We start from the raw sequence: 19,130 nt of genomic DNA, 5'->3' as shown, positions 1-19,130 counted from the left end.
GCATCGACGAGAGAAGGCGGGGACCGCCGTGTTGGAACTGACCGACGTCATCAAGGAATACCGGGTGGGGGAGCAGCGGGTGCGCGCCCTCGACGGCGTCAGCCTGCGCATCGAGGCGGGCGAATTCACCGCGATCATCGGCCCGTCCGGCTCCGGCAAGAGCACCCTGCTGCACATGCTCGGCGCGCTGGACTCCCCGGACTCCGGCTCCATCACCTTCCAGGGTGAGGAGATCGGCTCGCTCGACGACGAGCGACAGTCCGAATTCCGGCGGCACCGAGTCGGTTTCGTGTTCCAGTTCTTCAACCTGCTGCCGACGCTGTCGGCCTGGGAGAACGTCGCGATCCCGAAGCTGTTGGACGGCACCGGATTACGCAAGGCCAAGCCGCGGGCGCTGGAACTGCTGGACCTGGTCGGCCTCGGCGACCGCGCCGAACATCGCCCGGCCGAGCTGTCGGGCGGTCAGATGCAGCGGGTGGCGGTGGCGCGGGCGCTGATCATGGATCCCCCGCTGATCCTCGCCGACGAGCCCACGGGCAACCTGGATTCCAAGACCGGCGCGGCGATTCTGGAGCTGCTGGGTGAGATCTCCGGCGCCGGCAGCTCGGTCGTCATGGTCACCCACGACATGGGGGCCGTGCAGTACAGCGACCGGGTGATCACGTTGCGCGACGGCCAGATCGGCTCGAACGACAAGGTGGAGCGCGGGCGCGCGAACGCCGCCGAGATCGCGGACAAGGCGGTGCGCGCGTGATCGGTGCGGGCTGGGACCGGTTGCGGCTGTTCAATATCGGGGAGCTGCTGATCCATCGCGGCCGCACCGCCATGTCCATGGCGGTGATGGCGGTCTCGGCGGCGCTGCTGGTGGCGGTGCTGAGCATCGCCGGGTCGGTGACGGGCTCGGTCGACAAGCTGACCCACGCGCTGGGCGGGAAGGCCGCTCTCGAGGTCTCCGGGGTCACCGAATCGGGGTTCGATCAGCAACTGCTGCAACAGATTCGCGCGGTCCCGGGGGTCGAGGCCGCCGTGCCCATGTTGCGGACCCGCGTCGGCAACCCCGCCGACCGGACCCTGCTGCTCGGCGCGGATTCGAGCGTGGCGGCGCTGGGCAGCGACCTGGACGCCCCGATGCGCGGGCAGGCCGCGAAGCTGCTGACGGTGCCCAACGGCGTACTGGTGGGCGCCGCGATGGGGCGTGCGGAGGGGGAGAAGTTCCGGCTGGGAGCGGCCGAGGTCACAGTGGCCGGGGTGATCGACGAGGCCGCCTCGAAGGATATCAACGGCGGACATATCGTGGTCGCGGCGCTGCCGGTGGCGCAGAAGCTGGTGAACCGCACCGGCATGCTGGACTCGGTGCAGATCGTGCCCGCCCCGGGCGCCGATGTGGGACAGCTGCGTTCGGCGCTGACCGATACCGTGAACGGCCGCGCGGTGGTGGCCGATCCGAGCCTGCGATCCGCCCAGGCGGGCGGCGCGATCCAGCTGGTGCGCTTCTCCACCACGATGGCATCGGCTGCCGCACTGATCGTTTCGGCCTTCCTCATCTACAACGCGATGAGTATGGCCGTGGCACAGCGTCGCCCGACGCTCTCGCTGCTGCGCGCGATCGGCGGTAAACGCGGGCCCATGGTCCGCGATCTGATCGCGGAGGCCGCGATACTCGGCGTGGTCGGCGGGGCCATCGGCGCGGTGGTCGGAATGTTCGCCGGGCGCTCGGCGATCGACAAGATCCCGTCGGCGATGATGGCGGCCGTGGAGACCCGCACCGAGTACATGGTGCCCTGGTACGCGGTCCCGACCGCGATCGCGGCCTGTGTGCTCGCCAGCGTGGCGGCCGCGGCGATCGCCGCCCGGCAGATCTACAAGGTCGAGCCGATCGAGGCGCTGGTGCCCGTGGGGGTGTCGAAGGCGGATGTGGTGCGGCCGCTGATCCGGTGGCTCGCCCTGGCCAACGGCATCGTGATGATCGTGGCGGCGGTGTTCATCGCCGAGGCGAAACTGGGCCGGTTGTCGCTCGCGTCGATCTCGCTGTCGATCGCCGGTGCGGTATCGCTGTGCTTCGCCGCGACCGGGCCCATCATCCGGCTGGCCGCGGGTATCGCGCGGCTGTTCGGGGCCCCGGGGGCGTTGGGGGCCACCACGATCGAGCGATCCCCGCGCCGGGTGTGGGCCACGGTCATGACCGTGATGATCGGCGTCACCGCGACCGTCGCGATGGGTGGCGCCTCCAGCAACCTGGTCGATTCGGCGACCGCGTCGTTCCAGGACCTCGGCGACCGGGATGCCTATGTGAGCCCGTCCGCGCTGGCCGAATTCCCCACCGGGCCACTGCTTCCGGCCGATCTGAGGGATCGCATCAGCGCGGTGCCGGGGGTCGCGAGCGTCGGTGCGGCGCAGATGGCGTTCGCCACCCTCGGCCGCGACCGGGTGATGCTGCAGGCGTACGAGAACGGGGTGCGGTCCTCGCTGATCGGCGAGCTGAATCCCACTACGCAACAGAAGATGTCGACCGGCGAGGGCGTCGTGCTGTCGCGCGACGTGGCGAGTTCGCTGGGCGTGCGGGACGGTTCGCAGCTGGACATGCCCACCCCCACGGGCATTCACAAGGTTCAAGTGCTGCAGGTGATTCCGTACTTCTCGGCGATCTCCGGGATCGTCCTGATGGATATCGACATCCTGCGGCAGTGGTACGAGCGTCCGGGCGAGACGATTCTGGGACTGGACGTCGCGCCCGGCGCGGACAAGGCCGCCGTGCTGGACGCGGTCCGCGCCGTCGCCGGACCGGACCTGGCCGTCGACACCGGGCAGGAGGCGGTGACCGCGGTAGCCCAGGGCGTGCAACAGGGTACGTCGCTGTCGGCCTCCATCCTGTGGATCGTGGTGCTGGTGTCGACCGCCGCGCTGCTCAACACCCTGATGCTGTCGGTGCTGGAGCGGCGCCGCGAGATGGGGGTGCTGCGCGCCATGGGCACCAGCCGCCGCTTCATGCTCCGCACCGTGCTCACCGAGGCCGCGGGGATCGGATTGACCGGCGCCGCCATCGGCCTGGCCACCGGTGCCGCGGTCCAGTATCTCGCCAGCCTCGCCATGGGCCAGGCCATGACCATCGACGTGGTTTACGAGCCGAGCCCGATACTGCTGGTGTACGGCGTCGCCGCGCTGTTCCTGGCCTTGCTGGGTTCCATCCCACCGGCCTTCCGCGCGGCCCGCATGCCGATCGTCGACGCCATCGCGGCCGACTGATCGGGAGTAGGAGGGGAACCCTCACCCGGCTCGGGCGGGTGAGGGTCTCCAGCTTTCGGGTAGTGTGCCGAGCTCGGGGATGAGGGTCTCCAGCCTCGGGGCCTTACGTAGGCCCACCGCGTCGCAGAATAAGATTCTGGGCATGACTGCACCCACGGTGGACTTGATGGACTATGCCGACGTCGTCGACCGGTACGAGCCGGTGCTGGGCATGGAGGTCCACGTCGAACTGGGTACCGAGACGAAGATGTTCTGCGGGTGCCCGACGACGTTCGGCGCCGAGCCGAACACCCAGGTGTGCCCGGTCTGCCTCGGCCTGCCGGGCTCGCTGCCGGTGGTGAACCAGCAGGGCGTCGAGGCGGCCATCCGCATCGGCCTGGCGCTCAACTGCTCGATCACCCCGTGGGGCCGGTTCGCGCGCAAGAACTACTTCTACCCGGACCAGCCGAAGAACTACCAGATCAGCCAGTACGACGAGCCGATCGCCACCAACGGCCACCTGGAGGTTCCGCTCGACGACGGCACCACCTTCCGGGTCGAGATCGAGCGCGCGCACATGGAGGAGGACACCGGCAAGTCGGTGCACGTGGGCGGCGCCACCGGCCGCATCCACGGTGCCAGCCACTCGCTGCTGGACTACAACCGCGCCGGGGTGCCGCTGATCGAGATCGTCACCAAGCCGATCACCGGCGCCGGGGACCGCGCGCCCGAGGTGGCCCGCGCCTACGTCACCGCGCTGCGCGATCTGCTGAAGTCGCTGCAGGTGTCCGACGTCAAGATGGAGCAGGGCTCGCTGCGCTGCGATGCCAACGTCTCGCTGATGCCCAAGGGGGCCGGCGAATTCGGCACCCGCACCGAGACCAAGAACGTCAACTCGCTGCGCAGCGTCGAGGTCGCGGTGCGTTACGAGATGCGCCGCCAGGCCGCGGTGCTCGCCGCGGGCGGCACCATCGTCATGGAGACCCGGCACTTCCACGAGACCGACGGCACCACCTCGCCCGGCCGCCCCAAGGAGACCGCCGAGGACTACCGCTACTTCCCGGAGCCCGACCTCGAGCCCGTCGCCCCCGACGCCGCCTGGGTGGACGAACTGCGCGGCACCATCCCCGAGTACCCGTGGCTGCGCCGCGCCCGCATCCAGTCCGACTGGGGCCTGTCCGACGAGGTCTTCCGCGATCTGATCAACGCCGACGCCCTCGACCTGATCATCGCGACGGTCGACGCGGGCACCACGGTGGACGCCGCCCGCTCCTGGTGGGTCAACTATCTGACGGAGAAGGCGAAGGATCGCGAGGTTTCCCTCGACGAGCTGCCGATCAGCCCGAAGCAGGTCGCCGAGGTGGTCGCGCTGGTGGACGCCAAGACCATCAACAGCAAGGTGGCCCGGCAGGTCGTCGACTTCGTGCTCGCCGGTGAGGGCGATCCGGGCCAGGTCGTCGAGGCCAAGGGCCTGGGCATGGTCTCCGACGATTCGGCACTGCAGACCGAGGTCGACAAGGCGCTGGCCGCCAACCCCGATATCGCCGACAAGATCCGCTCCGGCAAGGTGCAAGCCGCGGGCAAGATCGTCGGCGACGTCATGAAGGCCACCCGCGGCCAGGCCGACGCGGCCCGCGTGCGCGAGCTGGTCCTCGCCGCCTGCGGGGCGGCGTAGGTCGAAGACAACAACAGGGCCCGCACTCCACGAACGGAGTGCGGGCCCTCGTTGTTCGCTCCTCTAGTCCGGGCCGCCTCCGCCGCCGCCGGTCGGCGAGATCACGACCACGCGGTCGTCGGTCGGCGTGGGCTGGCCGCCGAACTTATTGGAGGTGCTGGCCCAGATCAGGCCGTTCGGCCCGGGTGCGGCGTCGTTCAACCGGCCCCACTTGTCCTGGTACAGCAGGGCCGGGGCGGTGGTGATCGCGCGAGAGTCCTTCTCCACCTTGGCCATTGCCATGCCCTTCGCATCGGACATGGCGACCGCCACGAAGTCCCCGCCCGCGACGCAACCGGCCACGCCCGGATGATCGGGCCAGTTCCACGCCGTGGTCACCGTCCCGTCCGGCGTCAGGCGCTGCAGCCGGTCGGCGACGGGAGTGCGGTCGGTGAACCAGATATCGCCCTGGGCATCCGGGCAGACACCGCCCGCGGTCCCGATCCCGGACGCCAGGACATCCGGTGAGTTGTTGCCCGGAATCGGGTTGTTGATCCGCAGCAGCTTGCCCGCCAGCGAACCCTGATCGGCCGCGGCCCCGGGATCGCCGCCGTCACCGGTCAGCACGACCATCTTGTCGGCCGCGACGAACTCGACGGAACCCCGGTTCCCGGTGTCGCTCTTGGGAATTCCGGTGATGATCGGCTTGGGCGTGCCGTCGGAGCCGATCCGGACCACGCGATTGTCGCTGCCGGTGGTGATGTAGGCGTAGAGCAGGTGGTCCTGGCTGTAGGTGGGCGACAGCGTGACGTCGAGCAGCCCGCCGTCGCCGGAGGAGTCCACGTCCACCTGCCCGATCTGCTTGAGGTAGTAGGGCCACGGTCCCGGGTCCTGGGTGTCGATCAGGAAGATCTTGCCGGTGGCGCGCTCGCCGACCACCCCGGTGGTGCCGTCCGGCAGGGCGACTACGCCCGTCGCCTCGTTCACGCAGCTGGCCACGACCGTCGGGTCCGGATCCTCGCAGGGTCCCGGCGGCCGCTTCTTCGTGGGCGGCGGTTGCGGTGTGGACGGCTCGACCCCCTCGGGGCGGACGGTCGGCGCGGGCGTGAACGGGTCGTTCGCCGATTCGTCGAAGCGGGCACACCCGGCCAGCAGACCGGCGGCGACAGCCAGACACATGGCAACACGGCTGTATCGACTGCGGCGTGGACGGGGGCCCTGCGTGGTTACGCAGGCTGCCGCCTCCGGGCCCTGACCGTCCACGCCGGTGACAACCACACTCATGGCTCAGACGTTACGGAAATACCGTCGCGCATGCTTGCACGGGGGTTGGCGCGCGTGTGGTGGACACGCCGCGTCGGACAGCGCCCAGACTGGATACCCGTCATACTCTGAGCCCGTGACGGACAAGCCGAATGAGACACCGGAGTCGAACGAGCCACCCGCGAAGCCGGTCAAGGAGACGACCGAGCACGCGGCCACCAGCCCCTTCGACAATCCGACCGGCGAGTTCCCCCCGGTCCGGCCGGCGACGGGCAAGGATGTGCCGCGCACCGACGACGACCTGGGCCTGGACCCGGATGTCCCGCCCGCCGGAGCGGCCGCCGCGCCCGACTCCCGGACCGGCGAGTCGGAGGCCCCCACGTACGCCTTCGCCACCATTCCGCCGTCGACGACCGCCCCGACCGAGTCCCTGCGCAGGCGGCGCGAGTCTCGCCGGGGGACACAGGATCTCGGCCTGCTGATCCTGCGTCTGATCCTCGGCGTGACCTTCCTCTACCACGGCACGCAGAAGCTGGCGGGCTGGTTTCACGGCCCGGGGCTGGACGGCACGCGGCAGATGCTGGAGCAGGGCGGCTGGAAGCACATCGAGCTGTCCACCGCCATGCTCACCGTCGCCGAGGTCGGCGGCGGCGCGCTGCTGGTGCTGGGCCTGGCCACGCCGCTGGCCGCGGGCGCGGTGCTGGCCGCGATCGCCGACGCCCTGCTGTGGAAGGAGGGCATGGCGCCCGGCTTCCAGTACAAGGTGATCGAATTGGAGGCGATCCTGGCCGGACTGGCCGCCGTGGTCATTCTCGTCGGCCCCGGCCGCCTGTCCTTCGACCGCAATCGCGGCTGGTCGTCCCGCCCGGCATGGGGTTCGTTCCTGGTCCTGATCCTCGCGCTCGCAGCGGCCGTCGGAGGCTGGCTGGTCCTGCACGGCGGCAACCCGTTCGTAGGCATCTTCGACTGACCGGCCCGCGATCCAGCCGCCGGAACAACGAAAGCCGGGACCCGTACGGGTCCCGGCTTTCGTTGTTCGACAGAGACTACGGCACGCGGCGCACGGCGCCCTTGTCGGCGGATGTCGCCAGCGCGGCGTAGGCACGCAGGGCGGTCGTCACCGGCCGGTCGCGGCCGATCGGCTGCCAAGGCCGTTCGGAGGCTTCCATTTTCGCGCGGCGCTCCGCGAGAACCTCGTCGGGGACCAGCAATTCGAGCGCGCGGGTGTGCACGTCCACGCGGATGCGGTCGCCGTCCTCGATCAAGCCGATGGTGCCGCCGCTGGCCGCCTCCGGGGAGATGTGGCCGATCGACAGGCCCGAGGTGCCGCCGGAGAAGCGGCCGTCGGTGATCAGCGCGCACTGCTTGCCGAGCCCGAGACCCTTGAGGAACGAGGTGGGATGCAGCATCTCCTGCATGCCCGGTCCGCCGGAGGGGCCCTCGTAGCGGACCACGACCACGTCGCCGGGCTGGATCTTCTTGCCGAGGATCGCCGACACCGCCTCCTCCTGGGATTCGACCACCACGGCCGGGCCCTCGAAGGTGAACAGGTCCTCATCGATGCCCGCGGTCTTGAGGATGGCGCCGTCGGGGGCGATATTGCCCTTGAGCACGCACAACCCGCCCTCGACGGTGTAGGCGTGCTCCAGGTCGCGGATGCATCCGCCCGCGGCATCGGTGTCCAGTGACGACCACCGGTTGCTGGTGGAGAACGGCTCGGTCGTGCGCACCCCGCCCGGCGCGGCGTGGAACAGCTCGATCGCCTCCTGAGAAGCCTTCCCGGAGCGGATATCCCAGGCATCCAGCCACTCATCGATGCCGCGGGTGTGGACGGTGGTGACGTCGGTCTCCAGCAGCCCCGCGCGGCGCAGCTCGCCCAGGATGGCGGGGATGCCACCGGCGCGGTGCACGTCCTCCATGTGGTAGTCGGAGTTGGGGGAGACCTTCGACAGGCACGGCACGCGGCGGGAGATCTCATCGATGGTGTCGAGGTCGAAGTCGATCTCGCCCTCCTGCGCGGCGGCGAGGGTGTGCAGGACGGTGTTGGTGGAGCCGCCCATGGCCACATCGAGGGCCATCGCATTGCGGAAGGCCTTCTCGTTCGCCACATTTCGCGGCAGCACGGATTCGTCGTCGTCGCGGTACCAGCGGGTGGCGATGTCGACGATGGTGGTGCCCGCCCGCTCGAACAGCGCGCGCCGCGCCGCATGGGTGGCGAGGGTGGAGCCGTTGCCCGGCAGCGCCAGACCGAGCGCCTCGGTGAGGCAGTTCATCGAGTTGGCGGTGAACATGCCCGAGCAGGAGCCGCAGGTCGGGCACGCGGAGCGCTCGACCTCGGACAGACCCTCGTCGTCCACGGCGGCCGAGGCGCTGGCGGAGATGGCGGTGATCAGGTCGGTCGGGGCCTGCGCGACGCCGCCGACCACCACGGCCTTCCCGGCCTCCATCGGGCCGCCGGAGACGAACACCGCCGGGATGTTGAGCCGCATCGCGGCGTTCAGCATGCCCGGTGTGATCTTGTCGCAGTTGGAGATGCACACCAGCGCGTCGGCGGTGTGGGCGTTGGCCATGTACTCGACGGAGTCGGCGATGATCTCGCGGGACGGCAGCGAGTACAGCATGCCGCCGTGCCCCATCGCGATGCCGTCGTCGACCGCGATGGTGTGGAACTCGCGCGGCACCCCGCCCGCGGCCCGTACCGCATCCGCCACGATCTCGCCGACGTCCTTCAGGTGCACGTGTCCCGGCACGAACTGCGTATAGGAGTTCGCGATGGCGACGATCGGCTTGCCGAAGTCGGAATCGGTGAGGCCGGTCGCCCGCCACAGGGCGCGAGCGCCCGCGGCATTGCGTCCGGCGGTGGTGGTGCGTGAACGAAGCGGTGGCATGGGTATGGGTCCTAGGTCGGTCGGTGACTCGGGTCGCCCGGGGCTGGTCGGCGACGATGCCGAGTATCTCGGCGGCTATTCAACGGTACTCCCGCGCGATGTGGGCGGATGCGCCGGTGGGCGCCTCGCTTGCGGATCCCGGGTGGATGTCCGTGATCAGCTGCCGACCTGAGCCGATGGGCCGCGGCAGCGCGCAGTATTCAAGGTCAGCGCTGAAACCCCCGACATTGTTCCCGCACCCCCTGCTGGTTCCCGCACCCGCTGCAGCACTTGTAAGGCGTGCGGGAACCAAGGGCGGGTGCGGGGGCACCGAGGTGCTCGGGTACGACAGTCGGACGCTCATCGAGAAAGGACCACGGATGCTCCAGACCCTCCTGTACCGGCAGCTCGGGGACGATGCCGAGCTGCGGCCACTCGAGCCGTGGCAGGCGGCCGAGTTCGCCGCCTACGCGGACCGGGTCCGGGACTCGCTCACGCCCTGGATTCCGTGGGTGTACACCGTCGTCGACGAGGCATCGGCACGCGAGTTCCTGCAGAGCTACGCCGACCGGCAGGCCGCCGACACCGGACGCCTGTTCGGCCTGTATGTCTCGGGAGTCCTGCAGGGCGGCTTGATCTTTCGTCGCTTCGACGCCGACCAGCGGGTGTGTGAGATCGGCGTGTGGCTGGCTCCCGAGGCGCGCGGGCGGGGCCTGATCACCCGCGGCTGCCGGGTGCTCATCGACTGGGCGATGAACGTGCGCGGCATGGTCCGGGTCGAGTGGCTGTGCGACCCGCGGAACGGGCCCAGCAGGGCGGCGGCCGAGCGGCTCGGCTTCACACACGAAGGCACCCACCGCCGGGCGTTCCGCCTGGAGGGCGAGCAGCGCGACGTCGAGGTCTGGGGCCTGGTCGGGTAGGCGCCGCGGGCGGTCGTCAGGCGGTCGTCAGCGGTTCGTCAGCGCCTCGGCGGATCGTCGGCACGGTTCAACCGCCGAGAGGAGACAGTCGTGACCCGATCTCTGCCACCCGTGACGCAGCTGCCGACGGCCCGCGCCGCGGAGGATCCGTTCGCCCCGCCCCCGGAGCTGGCCGCCCTGCGCGACGAGGCCCCGCTGCGCCCGATGATCTATCCCGACGGGCACGAGGGCTGGCTGGCCACCGGCCACGCCGAGGTGCGCGCGGTACTCGCCGACGAGCGGATCAGCAACCGGACCGAACTGGTGCATCACTACAACCCGATGTACGCCGGGATCGAGCTGCCCCCGGCCTCCCCGGGCGATATGGACCACGTCGACGGCGCCGCGCACGCGCGGCTGCGCCAACCGGTGGCGGGGTGGTTCAGCGTCCGACGGGTGCGGGAACTCGCCGACCGGGTCGAGGAACTCGCCGCGGAGTACCTCGACGCCATGGCGGCGCAGGGCCCACCGGTGGATCTGGTGCAGGCCTTCGCCTTTCCCGTCCCGGCCACCATCATCTGCGAAATGCTCGGCGTCCCCTACGCCGATCGTGCGGAGTTCGCCGACAACGCGGCGACGGCGGTCACGGGTTCTGGACAACCGGAGGAGGTGGCCGCGGCCTGGCAGGCGATGATGAGCTACATCGGCACGCTGGTAGCGGTCAAGCGTGCCGACCCGGGCGACGACATCCTCAGCGCGCTGACCCGGACGGACATCTCCGACGACGAGATCTCCGGCATCGGCGCCTTCCTGCTGGGAGCGGGCCTGGATACCACCGCGACCATGGTGTCGCTGGGAACCTTTGCGCTGCTGCAGAATCCGGACCAGTGGGCGGCATGGCTGGCCGATCCCGACCTCACCGACGGCGCCGTCGAGGAACTGCTGCGGTACCTGACCCCGCCGCACACCGGAACTCGGTCCGCGCTGGCGGATGTCGAGATCGCGGGGCAGCTGATCAAGGCTGGCCAGACCATCACCGTCTGCACGGGGGCGGCCAATCGGGACCCGCGCAAGTTCCCCGACCCCGACACCCTCGACCTGGCCCGCCGGGCGACCGGGCACCTCACCTTCTCCCACGGCATCCACCAGTGCCTCGGTCAGCAGCTGGCCCGGGTCGAACTGCGGATCGCGTTTCCTGCTCTGCTGCAACGGTTCCCGACGCTGCGGCTGGCGGTGCCCGCCGCGGAGGTGCCCCTGCGCGGCGGCCTGGACGACGTCTACGGCGTGCACGAACTCCCGGTCGAGTGGTAGCGCCGTGAAGATCACCGTGGACCGGCAGCGCTGCATCGGCGCGGGCATGTGCCTGCTCACCGCGCCCGCCGCCTTCGACCAGGACGAGGACGACGGCCCGGTAGTCCTGCTTGACGCGGAGCCCTCGCCGGGCTTGCACGGGCCGGTCCGGGAAGCCGTGGAGAACTGCCCGGCGGCGGCGATCGCCACGGACGACCGGTAAGTGGTGAATCCGGCCTACGCGGACACAATCCGCCTCGGCGCGGGGAAAACCGCCGCGCCACCGGGATTTGTGACCGTACAGACCGGTCGAGCGGATGCCAGGAATGACAATGCTCGACGTGTGACCGCGCAAGGTCGCTCGCATAGCCTCGGTATGTGCCTCGCATCGAGGTGCAGGTGTGCGGGAGGCTGGTGTGGTGCGGGTAGAGCTGCTCGGGCCGGTTCGGGCGTTCTCCGGGGACGGGGCCGAACTCGCGATCGGCGGTGCGCGGCAACGGATGCTGCTCGCGCGCCTGGCTCTGGTCCCGGGGGAGGTGGTGGCGGCCGGGACCCTTGTCGACGGGCTGTGGGACGCCGAGCCGGCTTCCGCCAACGCGCTGCAGGCGGCCGTGTCGCGGCTGCGCAAGGTCGTCGGCGCCGGACTCATCGACTCCGTCGCGGGCGGCTACCGGTTGGCCGTGCCGCGCTCCGACGTGGACGTGCATCGTTTCGAAGAATTGGTGACGCGTGGCCGGGGAGAGCTGGCCGCCGGGCGAGTGGCCGAGGCCGCCGCCGTCCTCGGCGCGGCGCTGCGGCTGTGGCGCGGCGACGTTCTGGCCGATATTCGGGACGCCCCGTTCGTCCACCCCGTGGCCGCACGACTGGACGATCTGCGCCTGGCGACGGTCGAGGATCGGTTCGACGCCGAACTGCGGCTGGGCAGGCACGCCGCGATCCTGGCCGACCTGGACACGGCCGCCGATCCGCTGCGAGAACGCCTGGTCGCCTTGCGCATTCGGGCACTGTGTGCGGCGGGGAGGCAAGCCGAGGCGCTCGCGGCGTACGAGGCGACCCGAACCGCGCTGCGCGAGCGCCTGGGCGTCGACCCCGGCCCCGAACTGCAGCGGACGCACCTCGCCGCGCTCCGCGGCGAATTGCGTGACCCCGTCGCGCCCCCGGCGCCCGCGGGCAATCTGCCGGTGCGGCTGACCAGATTCGTCGGCCGCGACGCCGAGCTGAAACGCCTTGCCGAACTGCTGGATACCGCGCGACTGAGCACCGTGGTCGGCCCCGGCGGCGTCGGCAAGACCCGGCTCGCGGTGGAGGCGGTGAGCCGTCGCGGTGATTCCGCGCGCGCCTGGTTCGTCTCGCTGGCGGAGGTGCGTGCACCCGACGGGATCGCCGACGCGGTGCTCGGCGCGCTCGGTGTCCGCGACGTCCGCACCCTGGTTCCCGCCGACCGTTCGCCGGATCCGCTCGATGGCGTGGTCGTGCTGCTGAGCGGTGATCCGGCCGTCCTCGTCGTGGACAATTGCGAGCATCTCGTCGAAGCCGCCGCACGCCTGGTGGACCGGCTACTCGAGCGCCTACCCGCGCTGACGATCGTGGCGACGAGCCGGGAACCCCTGGGCCTCATCGGCGAAACGCTCTGCCCGCTCGGCGCGCTCGAACTGCCCGCCGCGCGGGCGCCGATGGCTGAGGCGGCCGGATCGGAGGCGGTCCGGCTGTTCCTCGACCGCGCCGAGGCGGTGCGCCCGGGGTTCGTGCTCGACGCGTCGACCAGCGGTCCGGTCGTCGAAATCTGCCGCAGGCTGGACGGGTTGCCCCTGGCGCTCGAGCTGGCGGCCGCCCGCCTGCGCACCATGAGCGCCGAACAGATCGCGCGCCGGCTCGACGACCGATTCCGCCTGCTCACCACGGGAAGCCGCGTCGCGCAGCCGCGGCAGCGCACCCTGCACGGGGTGATCGAATGGAGCTGGGATCTGCTGTCGGAACCGGAGCAGGTGCTGGCGCGGCGGCTGTCGCTGTTCCCGGGCGGGGCGACCGTCGCCGGGATGGCGGCGGTGTGCGCCGACCCGGGCGCCGACCCCGTCTACGTGCTCGGGTCGTTGGTCGAGAAGTCGCTGGTGGAACGGTCGGGGGACGCCGATCCGCGGTACCGCATGCTGGAGACCGTCCGCGCCTACGCGTCGGAGCGGCTCGATCAGGCCGGGGAGCGTGCGGTCGTCGCGGCCCGCTTCCGCCGCCACTGCGCCGACCTGGCCGAGCAGCACGAGCCGCTGCTGCGCTCCCGCGAACAACGAGCGGCGGCGGTGCTCATCGAGGCCGAGTACGCCAACCTGGTGGACGCATTGCGAACGGCCATAACGGATTCGGACGTCGAGGCCGCCTACCGGTTGCTCATCCCGCTGACCTACTACTGGCACATGGTGCGATTCGATTCGCGGTCCGATGCCTTCACGGCCGAGGTGTGCGAATTCGGTGACGCACTCCCCGCACAGCCGCGGGCGGCGATCCGCGCGCTGCATGTGCTGGCCGGCAACAGCGGCGCGGTCGCCGACGGCGCGGCGGCGCGTTCGGTGGTCGAGGAGTGCGTGCGCACCGGTGCGCTGGAACGCTATCCGATGCCGGTGCTGGTGACGCTCGGGGCGGCGCACGTGTACGGATTCGACGATGTGTGGGACAGGGAATGGCCTCGGGCACAGCAGCATTCGGATACGTGGACGCGCGCGGCCGCGAATCTGGTGTGGGGGCTCCTCGGTGTGGATCGCGACGGGCGCCCGACGGAGCCGGCTCTGGTCGAGGCCCTGCGCGGCTTCGAGGCCGTCGGCGACCGCATCGCATTGTCGATGGCGCTGACCGCCCGCGCCCGTGCCTATTCCGTGCGCGGGGAGCACGACGAGGCGATCGCGGGATACGAGCGCAGCGTCGCGCTGGCGAGCGAACTCGATGCGGCGGACGCGATCTCGTACCGCGCGTGGCTGGCGGCCGAGCGTGTCCGAGCCGGGGACACCGCCGGGGCCTGGCGCGATCTCGAGGTGGCCCAACGACTTTCCCGTAGCCGCGGCTGGTCGCAGGCCGATATCGAACTGCTGCTGTGCACCGCCGACCTGTATCGCCGGTGTGGCGACACGAAGCAGTCGGACCAGGTTCTCGATCGGCTGGAATCGACCATGGCCGCATCGTTTCCGTCGCCCGGCATCGCCCGCGACCTGGTCGCGCGGGCCCGGATGGCGAACCTGCTGACCGCCGGTCAGGTATCGCGGGCCCGATCGATCTATCCCCGGGTCGTCGCCGCGAACCAGGCGTTGGGCGCCGCGGAGACCACCGCCGAACTCTTGGCCGGATTGCTTGCCGCCGAGGGAAATCCGGACGCCGCCGCCCGAGCCCTCGGTATGAGCCAGGCCCTCCGCGGCGCCTTCGACCTGGGCAATCCAGAACTCCGCGACCTGGTTGAGAGAATGCGAAAAGAGTTGGGGGACAACGCGTACGAGCAGAGTTTCGGGGCGGGCGCCGCGTTGTCCCGAGACGCTGCGGTCGACCAGCTGGAGGCCGCGACTCGTGATGAGTGCGGGCGTCGGAAACACGGCTGAGAAATCCGGCCGCACCTCCTAGCATCGAAGTGGTGGATATCGAGAACTCCGTGCACTCATGATCGACGATATCGACGCCCTGCTCGAGGATCTCTCGCCCGACGACGAGCCCGAAACCGGTTACGACTTCGACGATCCGACGTTCCCGGCATGTCCGCGCGGCTGCGGGCGACACTGGCACGGGATGCACGTGACGGAACGCATCGAGGCCATGCACCACCGTGGCTTCATGGACCCCGGCTATCGGTACCGCGAGGACGATTCGCCGATACTGTGCCCGGCTCCGGATTTCATCGGCCCGCACAGGCCTCCGGATTTCATCGGCTCGCCTCGGCCTCCGGACTTCGGTGGCTCGCACCGGGAGCCGGGCCGAGTGGAGTCGCCTCCTGGGCTCATGCACGGCATGATCGAGACGCCGGATGAATACGCCGAGGTGTATCTCCGCCGGGGACTGCCGCCGCCGACGGCCAGGAGCCGATTCGACCCGGCGTCGCTATGGCCGTACCTGCCACGCGAACCGCACCGGGAGCACGCCCGCGGCTGCGGCTACTTCTGGCTGCCGTGCCCGTTGTGCGGCAACCACTTCGGCGGCCACGAGATCGTGGGGTCCATCCGCGGCGACGAGAATGAACAGGGCCGGACCACCTGGTGGAGTATCTGTCCGGTGTGCACGGCCGAACGGAACGGTGGCCGACCGTGACCGTTCGTGGCGCCCGGTGGCCGCCGATGACGGGTTCAGGAAGCTGCGGTGACCGCCGGTGATCACGGACTGGGTTGCGGGAGTTGGCAATCGCCCAGATGCGGGTTGACGCCCATGTAGTTGAGCGGACCCGAGACGATCGTCAGGGCGATATTGCCGAAGGAGGCGCACGTGATCGGCCCACTGTCGAAGTAGTGCCGCTGCGCCGCGGCTATGAAGCCGATGATCAGCCAGATGAGGACAAGTACGGTTCCCGTTTTGGTCTTCATGGCAGTCCTCGTACCTTCTCCGCCCGTCCGACCGGCGGCCACGCACCGCGCGCCGACGCCCCCGTAGCCGATGGGACGCCGTGCACACACCGTGCGCTGACTCGATTGTCCCATCACACCGGCCCGCCCCCGTGATTTCGCCAAATCATCCGGCGTGGCTCGTTATACGGCGCGCCATAACCCCGAACCCCCGCGCCCCTACCGGTCGGCAGACCACACATTCCCGCACCCCGCGCACGCTCCCGCACCCCCTACGAGCGCTTGTAGGGGGTGCGAGGACCAATGCGGGGTGCGTGAACCGAGGCGAGGGAGCCTGTGCTGCGTGTCGTCAGCTGCGGTTGGGCTCGGTATCGCCCTTCGAATCGGGGGTGTCGGCCTCCGGGGTTGGGCCGGACTCGTCCGACGGCGTCGGTTGGTCGGCCTCGGCGTTCGAGGCATGGGGCGAGCCCGACTCGTCCGCCGGGAGGGTGGCGTCGAGTTCGGTGTCGTCAGCCTCCGGCCGTACGAACGGGTCGGGGATGCGGCCGTTCGATGCCTCGACCAGCGTGCGCAGGCGGTCGTAGCCCACCGCGGGCAGCGCGACCTCGGAGTCGTCGAGCAGGTGCACCCGCACGTATCCGCGCTTGGGGATGCGCAGGCCCTTGATCTGCGACCAGTCGACGTGCCGGGAGCCGAACAGGGTCCGCAGATCCAGCCCGCGTTCGGACACGGTCGTGCGGGTGCGCTCGATCCACACCGCGACAACGGCCGGGATCACGAACAGCACCCACAGCACGGCCGGCCACCCGAAGAACGGGAAGGCCACGCAGAACGCCAGCATGAGCACCCCGATATGACCTAGCCGGGGGATTCTGATCACATGACCCGTATCCGATCCCGCGACGGCGGTATGGGACGATCGAGCAGGTGGCACGGATTGCTGCGGCGATGACACACCCCCATCCTCGCATCACGGTGGACAGACAGCGGAAACCGCCCCGTCTCACATAATGGGACACCACACGTCAAGCAATTTGACTCATCGACTCTCGCGCGCATACCGTCGTGCACGTGAATCGAATCGAGCTTCTCGTAATCGGCCGGCGCGTCCAGCGCTGAGCCTGACAACGTCAAGCTCGCAGCTGCGACGCGCCACCCTCGATCAGCCATCGGCTGTCGGGGGCTTTTTTATGTTCAGGCATGTTCTGTGACAAGGACAACAAGCAGTAAAGGAAAAAGACGGTGAGCGCACCTACCGCACGGCCCGGGCCCTCGGCTCGCAGGCCAGCGCCCTCGGCCAACCAGCCGACATCCGCGACCGGAACCCGCCGCCAGGTCCCGCCCGAGAAGGTGACCGGCGCGCAGTCCGTCGTCCGCTCCCTCGAGGAGCTCGGCGTCGACACGGTCTTCGGCATTCCGGGCGGTGCGGTACTCCCGGTCTACGACCCGCTGTTCGATTCCACCAAGGTGCGTCACGTCCTCGTCCGGCACGAGCAGGGCGCCGGTCACGCCGCCACCGGATACGCGCAGGCCACCGGCAAGGTCGGCGTGTGCATGGCCACGTCCGGTCCGGGCGCGACCAACCTGGTCACCCCCATCGCCGACGCGCAGATGGATTCGGTGCCGCTGGTCGCCATCACCGGCCAGGTCGCCCGCTCGCTGATCGGCACGGACGGCTTCCAGGAGGCCGACATCTCCGGCATCACCATGCCGATCACCAAGCACAACTTCCTGGTCAACGAGGCGATCGACATCCCGCGCGTGATCGCGGAGGCCTTTCACCTGGCGTCCACCGGCCGTCCGGGCGCCGTCCTGGTCGACATCCCCAAGGACGTGCTGCAGGCGCAGACCACCTTCACCTGGCCGCCGGAGATGCGGCTGCCCGGCTACCGCCCGGTGACCAAGCCGCACGGCAAGCAGGTGCGCGAGGCCGCCCGCATGATCATGGAGGCGAAGTCGCCCGTGCTCTACGTGGGCGGCGGCGTGATCAAGGCCGAGGCGTCCAAGGAACTGCTGGAACTCGCCGAGCTGACCGGCATTCCGGTGGTCACCACCCTGATGGCGCGCGGCGCGTTCCCCGACAGCCACCAGCTGAACATGGGCATGCCCGGCATGCACGGCACCGTGGGAGCCGTTGCGGCACTGCAGCGCTCGGACCTGCTGGTCACCCTCGGGGCGCGCTTCGATGACCGCGTCACCGGCCAGCTGGACTCGTTCGCGCCGAAGGCCAAGGTGATCCACGCCGATATCGACCCGGCCGAGATCGGCAAGAACCGGCACGCCGACGTGCCGATCGTCGGCGACTGCCGCGAGGTGATCGCCGAGCTGATCGAGACCCTGAAGGCCGACCCGGCCGCCAAGGGCGCTCCGCTGCTGGACCTTTCGACCTGGTGGACCTACCTCGACGGGGTCCGCAAGCAGTACCCGCTGGGCTGGACCCCGCCGTCCGACGGCTCGCTGTCGCCGGAGTTCGTGATCGAGAAGCTGGGCGAGCTGGCCGGTCCGGACGCCGTCTACGTCGCGGGCGTCGGCCAGCACCAGATGTGGGCCGCGCAGTTCGTCAAGTACGAAAAGCCGCGCACCTGGCTGAATTCCGGAGGCCTGGGCACCATGGGCTACGCCGTCCCGGCGGCCATGGGCGCCAAGATGGGTGCCCCCGACAAGGAGGTCTGGGCGGTCGACGGCGACGGCTGCTTCCAGATGACCAATCAGGAGCTGGCCACCTGCGCCGTCGAGGGCGTGCCGATCAAGGTCGCGCTGATCAACAACGGCAATCTGGGCATGGTCCGCCAGTGGCAGACCCTGTTCTACGAGCAGCGCTACTCCAACACCGACCTGGGCACCCACACCCTGCGCATCCCCGACTTCGTGAAGCTCGCGGAAGCGTTGGGCTGCCACGGAATTCGGGTGGAGAAGGAGGCCGATGTGGAGGCCGCCATCCGCGAGGCGCAGTCCATCAACGACCGGCCCGTGGTGATCGACTTCATCGTCGGCAAGGACGCCCAGGTGTGGCCGATGGTCGCCGCCGGTACGTCCAATGACGAGATCATGGCCGCCCGCGGCATCCGCCCGCTGTTCGACGACGACGAGGCGGTCGCCGAACCCGCCGTCATCCACGAGGCGATGTCGCACGAGAAGGCCACGCTGACCGCCCACGAGAAGGCCGCCCAGAAGGGGACCGAAGAATGAGTACGACCCACACCCTGAGTGTGCTGGTGGAGGACAAGCCGGGCGTGCTCGCCCGCGTGGCGAGCCTGTTCTCCCGGCGTGGGTTCAATATCGAATCGCTCGCGGTCGGCGGCACCGAGGTCCCGGAGATCTCGCGCATGACGATCGTCGTGACGGTCGAGGACCTGCCGCTCGAGCAGGTCACCAAGCAGCTCAACAAGCTGGTCAACGTCATCAAGATCGT

General features: G+C 69.9%; 15 protein-coding genes. 11 read left to right on the top strand and 4 right to left on the bottom strand.

Features of this window, described 5'->3' with window-relative positions:
* Positions 1 to 28: 28 nt before the first annotated feature.
* The 3 genes from NM1_RS03980 (at position 29) to gatB (ending at position 4,897) form a co-directional block, all read left to right on the top strand.
* Positions 29 to 754, top strand: a complete 726-nt coding sequence (locus NM1_RS03980) for an ABC transporter ATP-binding protein (RefSeq protein ID WP_068014006.1) — start codon at positions 29 to 31, stop codon at positions 752 to 754.
* A complete protein-coding gene (locus NM1_RS03975) occupies positions 751 to 3,243 on the top strand; it encodes an FtsX-like permease family protein (RefSeq protein WP_068014003.1) in 2,493 nt (830 codons plus the stop codon). Before NM1_RS03980 ends, NM1_RS03975 begins: the two co-directional genes overlap by 4 nt.
* Positions 3,244 to 3,385: 142 nt before the next feature.
* Positions 3,386 to 4,897: an Asp-tRNA(Asn)/Glu-tRNA(Gln) amidotransferase subunit GatB gene (gene gatB, locus NM1_RS03970; RefSeq protein ID WP_068014002.1), complete on the top strand. Its 1,512-nt coding sequence runs from the start codon at positions 3,386 to 3,388 to the stop codon at positions 4,895 to 4,897.
* Positions 4,898 to 4,960: 63 nt separating this feature from the next.
* Here the strand turns inward: gatB and NM1_RS03965 are convergent, their stop codons facing one another.
* On the bottom strand, positions 4,961 to 6,055 hold the full coding sequence (locus tag NM1_RS03965; protein WP_068014001.1) for a PQQ-dependent sugar dehydrogenase: 1,095 nt from the start codon (positions 6,053 to 6,055) through the stop codon (positions 4,961 to 4,963).
* Positions 6,056 to 6,275: 220 nt separating this feature from the next.
* On the opposite strand from NM1_RS03965, the gene NM1_RS03960 reads away from it, so the two are divergent.
* Positions 6,276 to 7,109 carry a DoxX family membrane protein gene (locus NM1_RS03960; protein ID WP_068014000.1) on the top strand — a complete coding sequence of 278 codons (834 nt, stop codon included), beginning with the start codon at positions 6,276 to 6,278 and terminating at the stop codon, positions 7,107 to 7,109.
* A 76-nt stretch (positions 7,110 to 7,185) separates the two neighbouring features.
* Here NM1_RS03960 and ilvD read toward each other — a convergent pair whose 3' ends face one another.
* On the bottom strand, positions 7,186 to 9,027 hold the full coding sequence (gene ilvD, locus NM1_RS03955; protein WP_068013999.1) for a dihydroxy-acid dehydratase: 1,842 nt from the start codon (positions 9,025 to 9,027) through the stop codon (positions 7,186 to 7,188).
* A gap of 359 nt (positions 9,028 to 9,386) precedes the next feature.
* On the opposite strand from ilvD, the gene NM1_RS03950 reads away from it, so the two are divergent.
* From NM1_RS03950 to NM1_RS03930, 5 genes are all read left to right on the top strand, one after another.
* Positions 9,387 to 9,926: a GNAT family N-acetyltransferase gene (locus tag NM1_RS03950; protein WP_068013997.1), complete on the top strand. Its 540-nt coding sequence runs from the start codon at positions 9,387 to 9,389 to the stop codon at positions 9,924 to 9,926.
* 90 nt (positions 9,927 to 10,016) lie between these two features.
* Entirely contained in the window at positions 10,017 to 11,216 is a 1,200-nt protein-coding gene (locus tag NM1_RS03945; RefSeq protein WP_068013996.1) for a cytochrome P450, read from the top strand.
* A 4-nt stretch (positions 11,217 to 11,220) separates the two neighbouring features.
* A complete protein-coding gene (locus tag NM1_RS03940; protein WP_068013993.1) occupies positions 11,221 to 11,418 on the top strand; it encodes a ferredoxin in 198 nt (65 codons plus the stop codon).
* A 178-nt stretch (positions 11,419 to 11,596) separates the two neighbouring features.
* The gene (locus NM1_RS03935; RefSeq protein ID WP_211339426.1) at positions 11,597 to 14,770 is read left to right on the top strand and encodes an AfsR/SARP family transcriptional regulator; all 3,174 of its coding nucleotides are present in this window, start codon (positions 11,597 to 11,599) and stop codon (positions 14,768 to 14,770) included.
* Between the two features lie 58 nt (positions 14,771 to 14,828).
* Positions 14,829 to 15,470, top strand: a complete 642-nt coding sequence (locus tag NM1_RS03930) for a hypothetical protein (RefSeq protein ID WP_068013992.1) — start codon at positions 14,829 to 14,831, stop codon at positions 15,468 to 15,470.
* A 62-nt stretch (positions 15,471 to 15,532) separates the two neighbouring features.
* Here NM1_RS03930 and NM1_RS03925 read toward each other — a convergent pair whose 3' ends face one another.
* Positions 15,533 to 15,739 carry a hypothetical protein gene (locus NM1_RS03925; protein ID WP_068013990.1) on the bottom strand — a complete coding sequence of 69 codons (207 nt, stop codon included), beginning with the start codon at positions 15,737 to 15,739 and terminating at the stop codon, positions 15,533 to 15,535.
* Between the two features lie 328 nt (positions 15,740 to 16,067).
* Positions 16,068 to 16,598 (bottom strand): PH domain-containing protein, encoded by a 531-nt coding sequence (locus tag NM1_RS03920; RefSeq protein WP_084519138.1) that lies wholly within the window; start codon positions 16,596 to 16,598, stop codon positions 16,068 to 16,070.
* A gap of 362 nt (positions 16,599 to 16,960) precedes the next feature.
* On the opposite strand from NM1_RS03920, the gene NM1_RS03915 reads away from it, so the two are divergent.
* Both NM1_RS03915 and ilvN read left to right on the top strand, forming a co-directional pair.
* Positions 16,961 to 18,907 carry an acetolactate synthase large subunit gene (locus NM1_RS03915; protein ID WP_068013986.1) on the top strand — a complete coding sequence of 649 codons (1,947 nt, stop codon included), beginning with the start codon at positions 16,961 to 16,963 and terminating at the stop codon, positions 18,905 to 18,907.
* Positions 18,904 to 19,130: acetolactate synthase small subunit (ilvN, locus tag NM1_RS03910; RefSeq protein WP_068013985.1), on the top strand; the 227-nt coding region annotated here is incomplete at its 3' end. The genes NM1_RS03915 and ilvN, both read left to right, overlap by 4 nt.

This window comes from Nocardia mexicana NBRC 108244, from assembly GCF_001613165.1.
GTDB lineage: Bacteria > Actinomycetota > Actinomycetes > Mycobacteriales > Mycobacteriaceae > Nocardia > Nocardia mexicana.
This window is presented reverse-complemented; position numbering and strand designations above follow the sequence as displayed.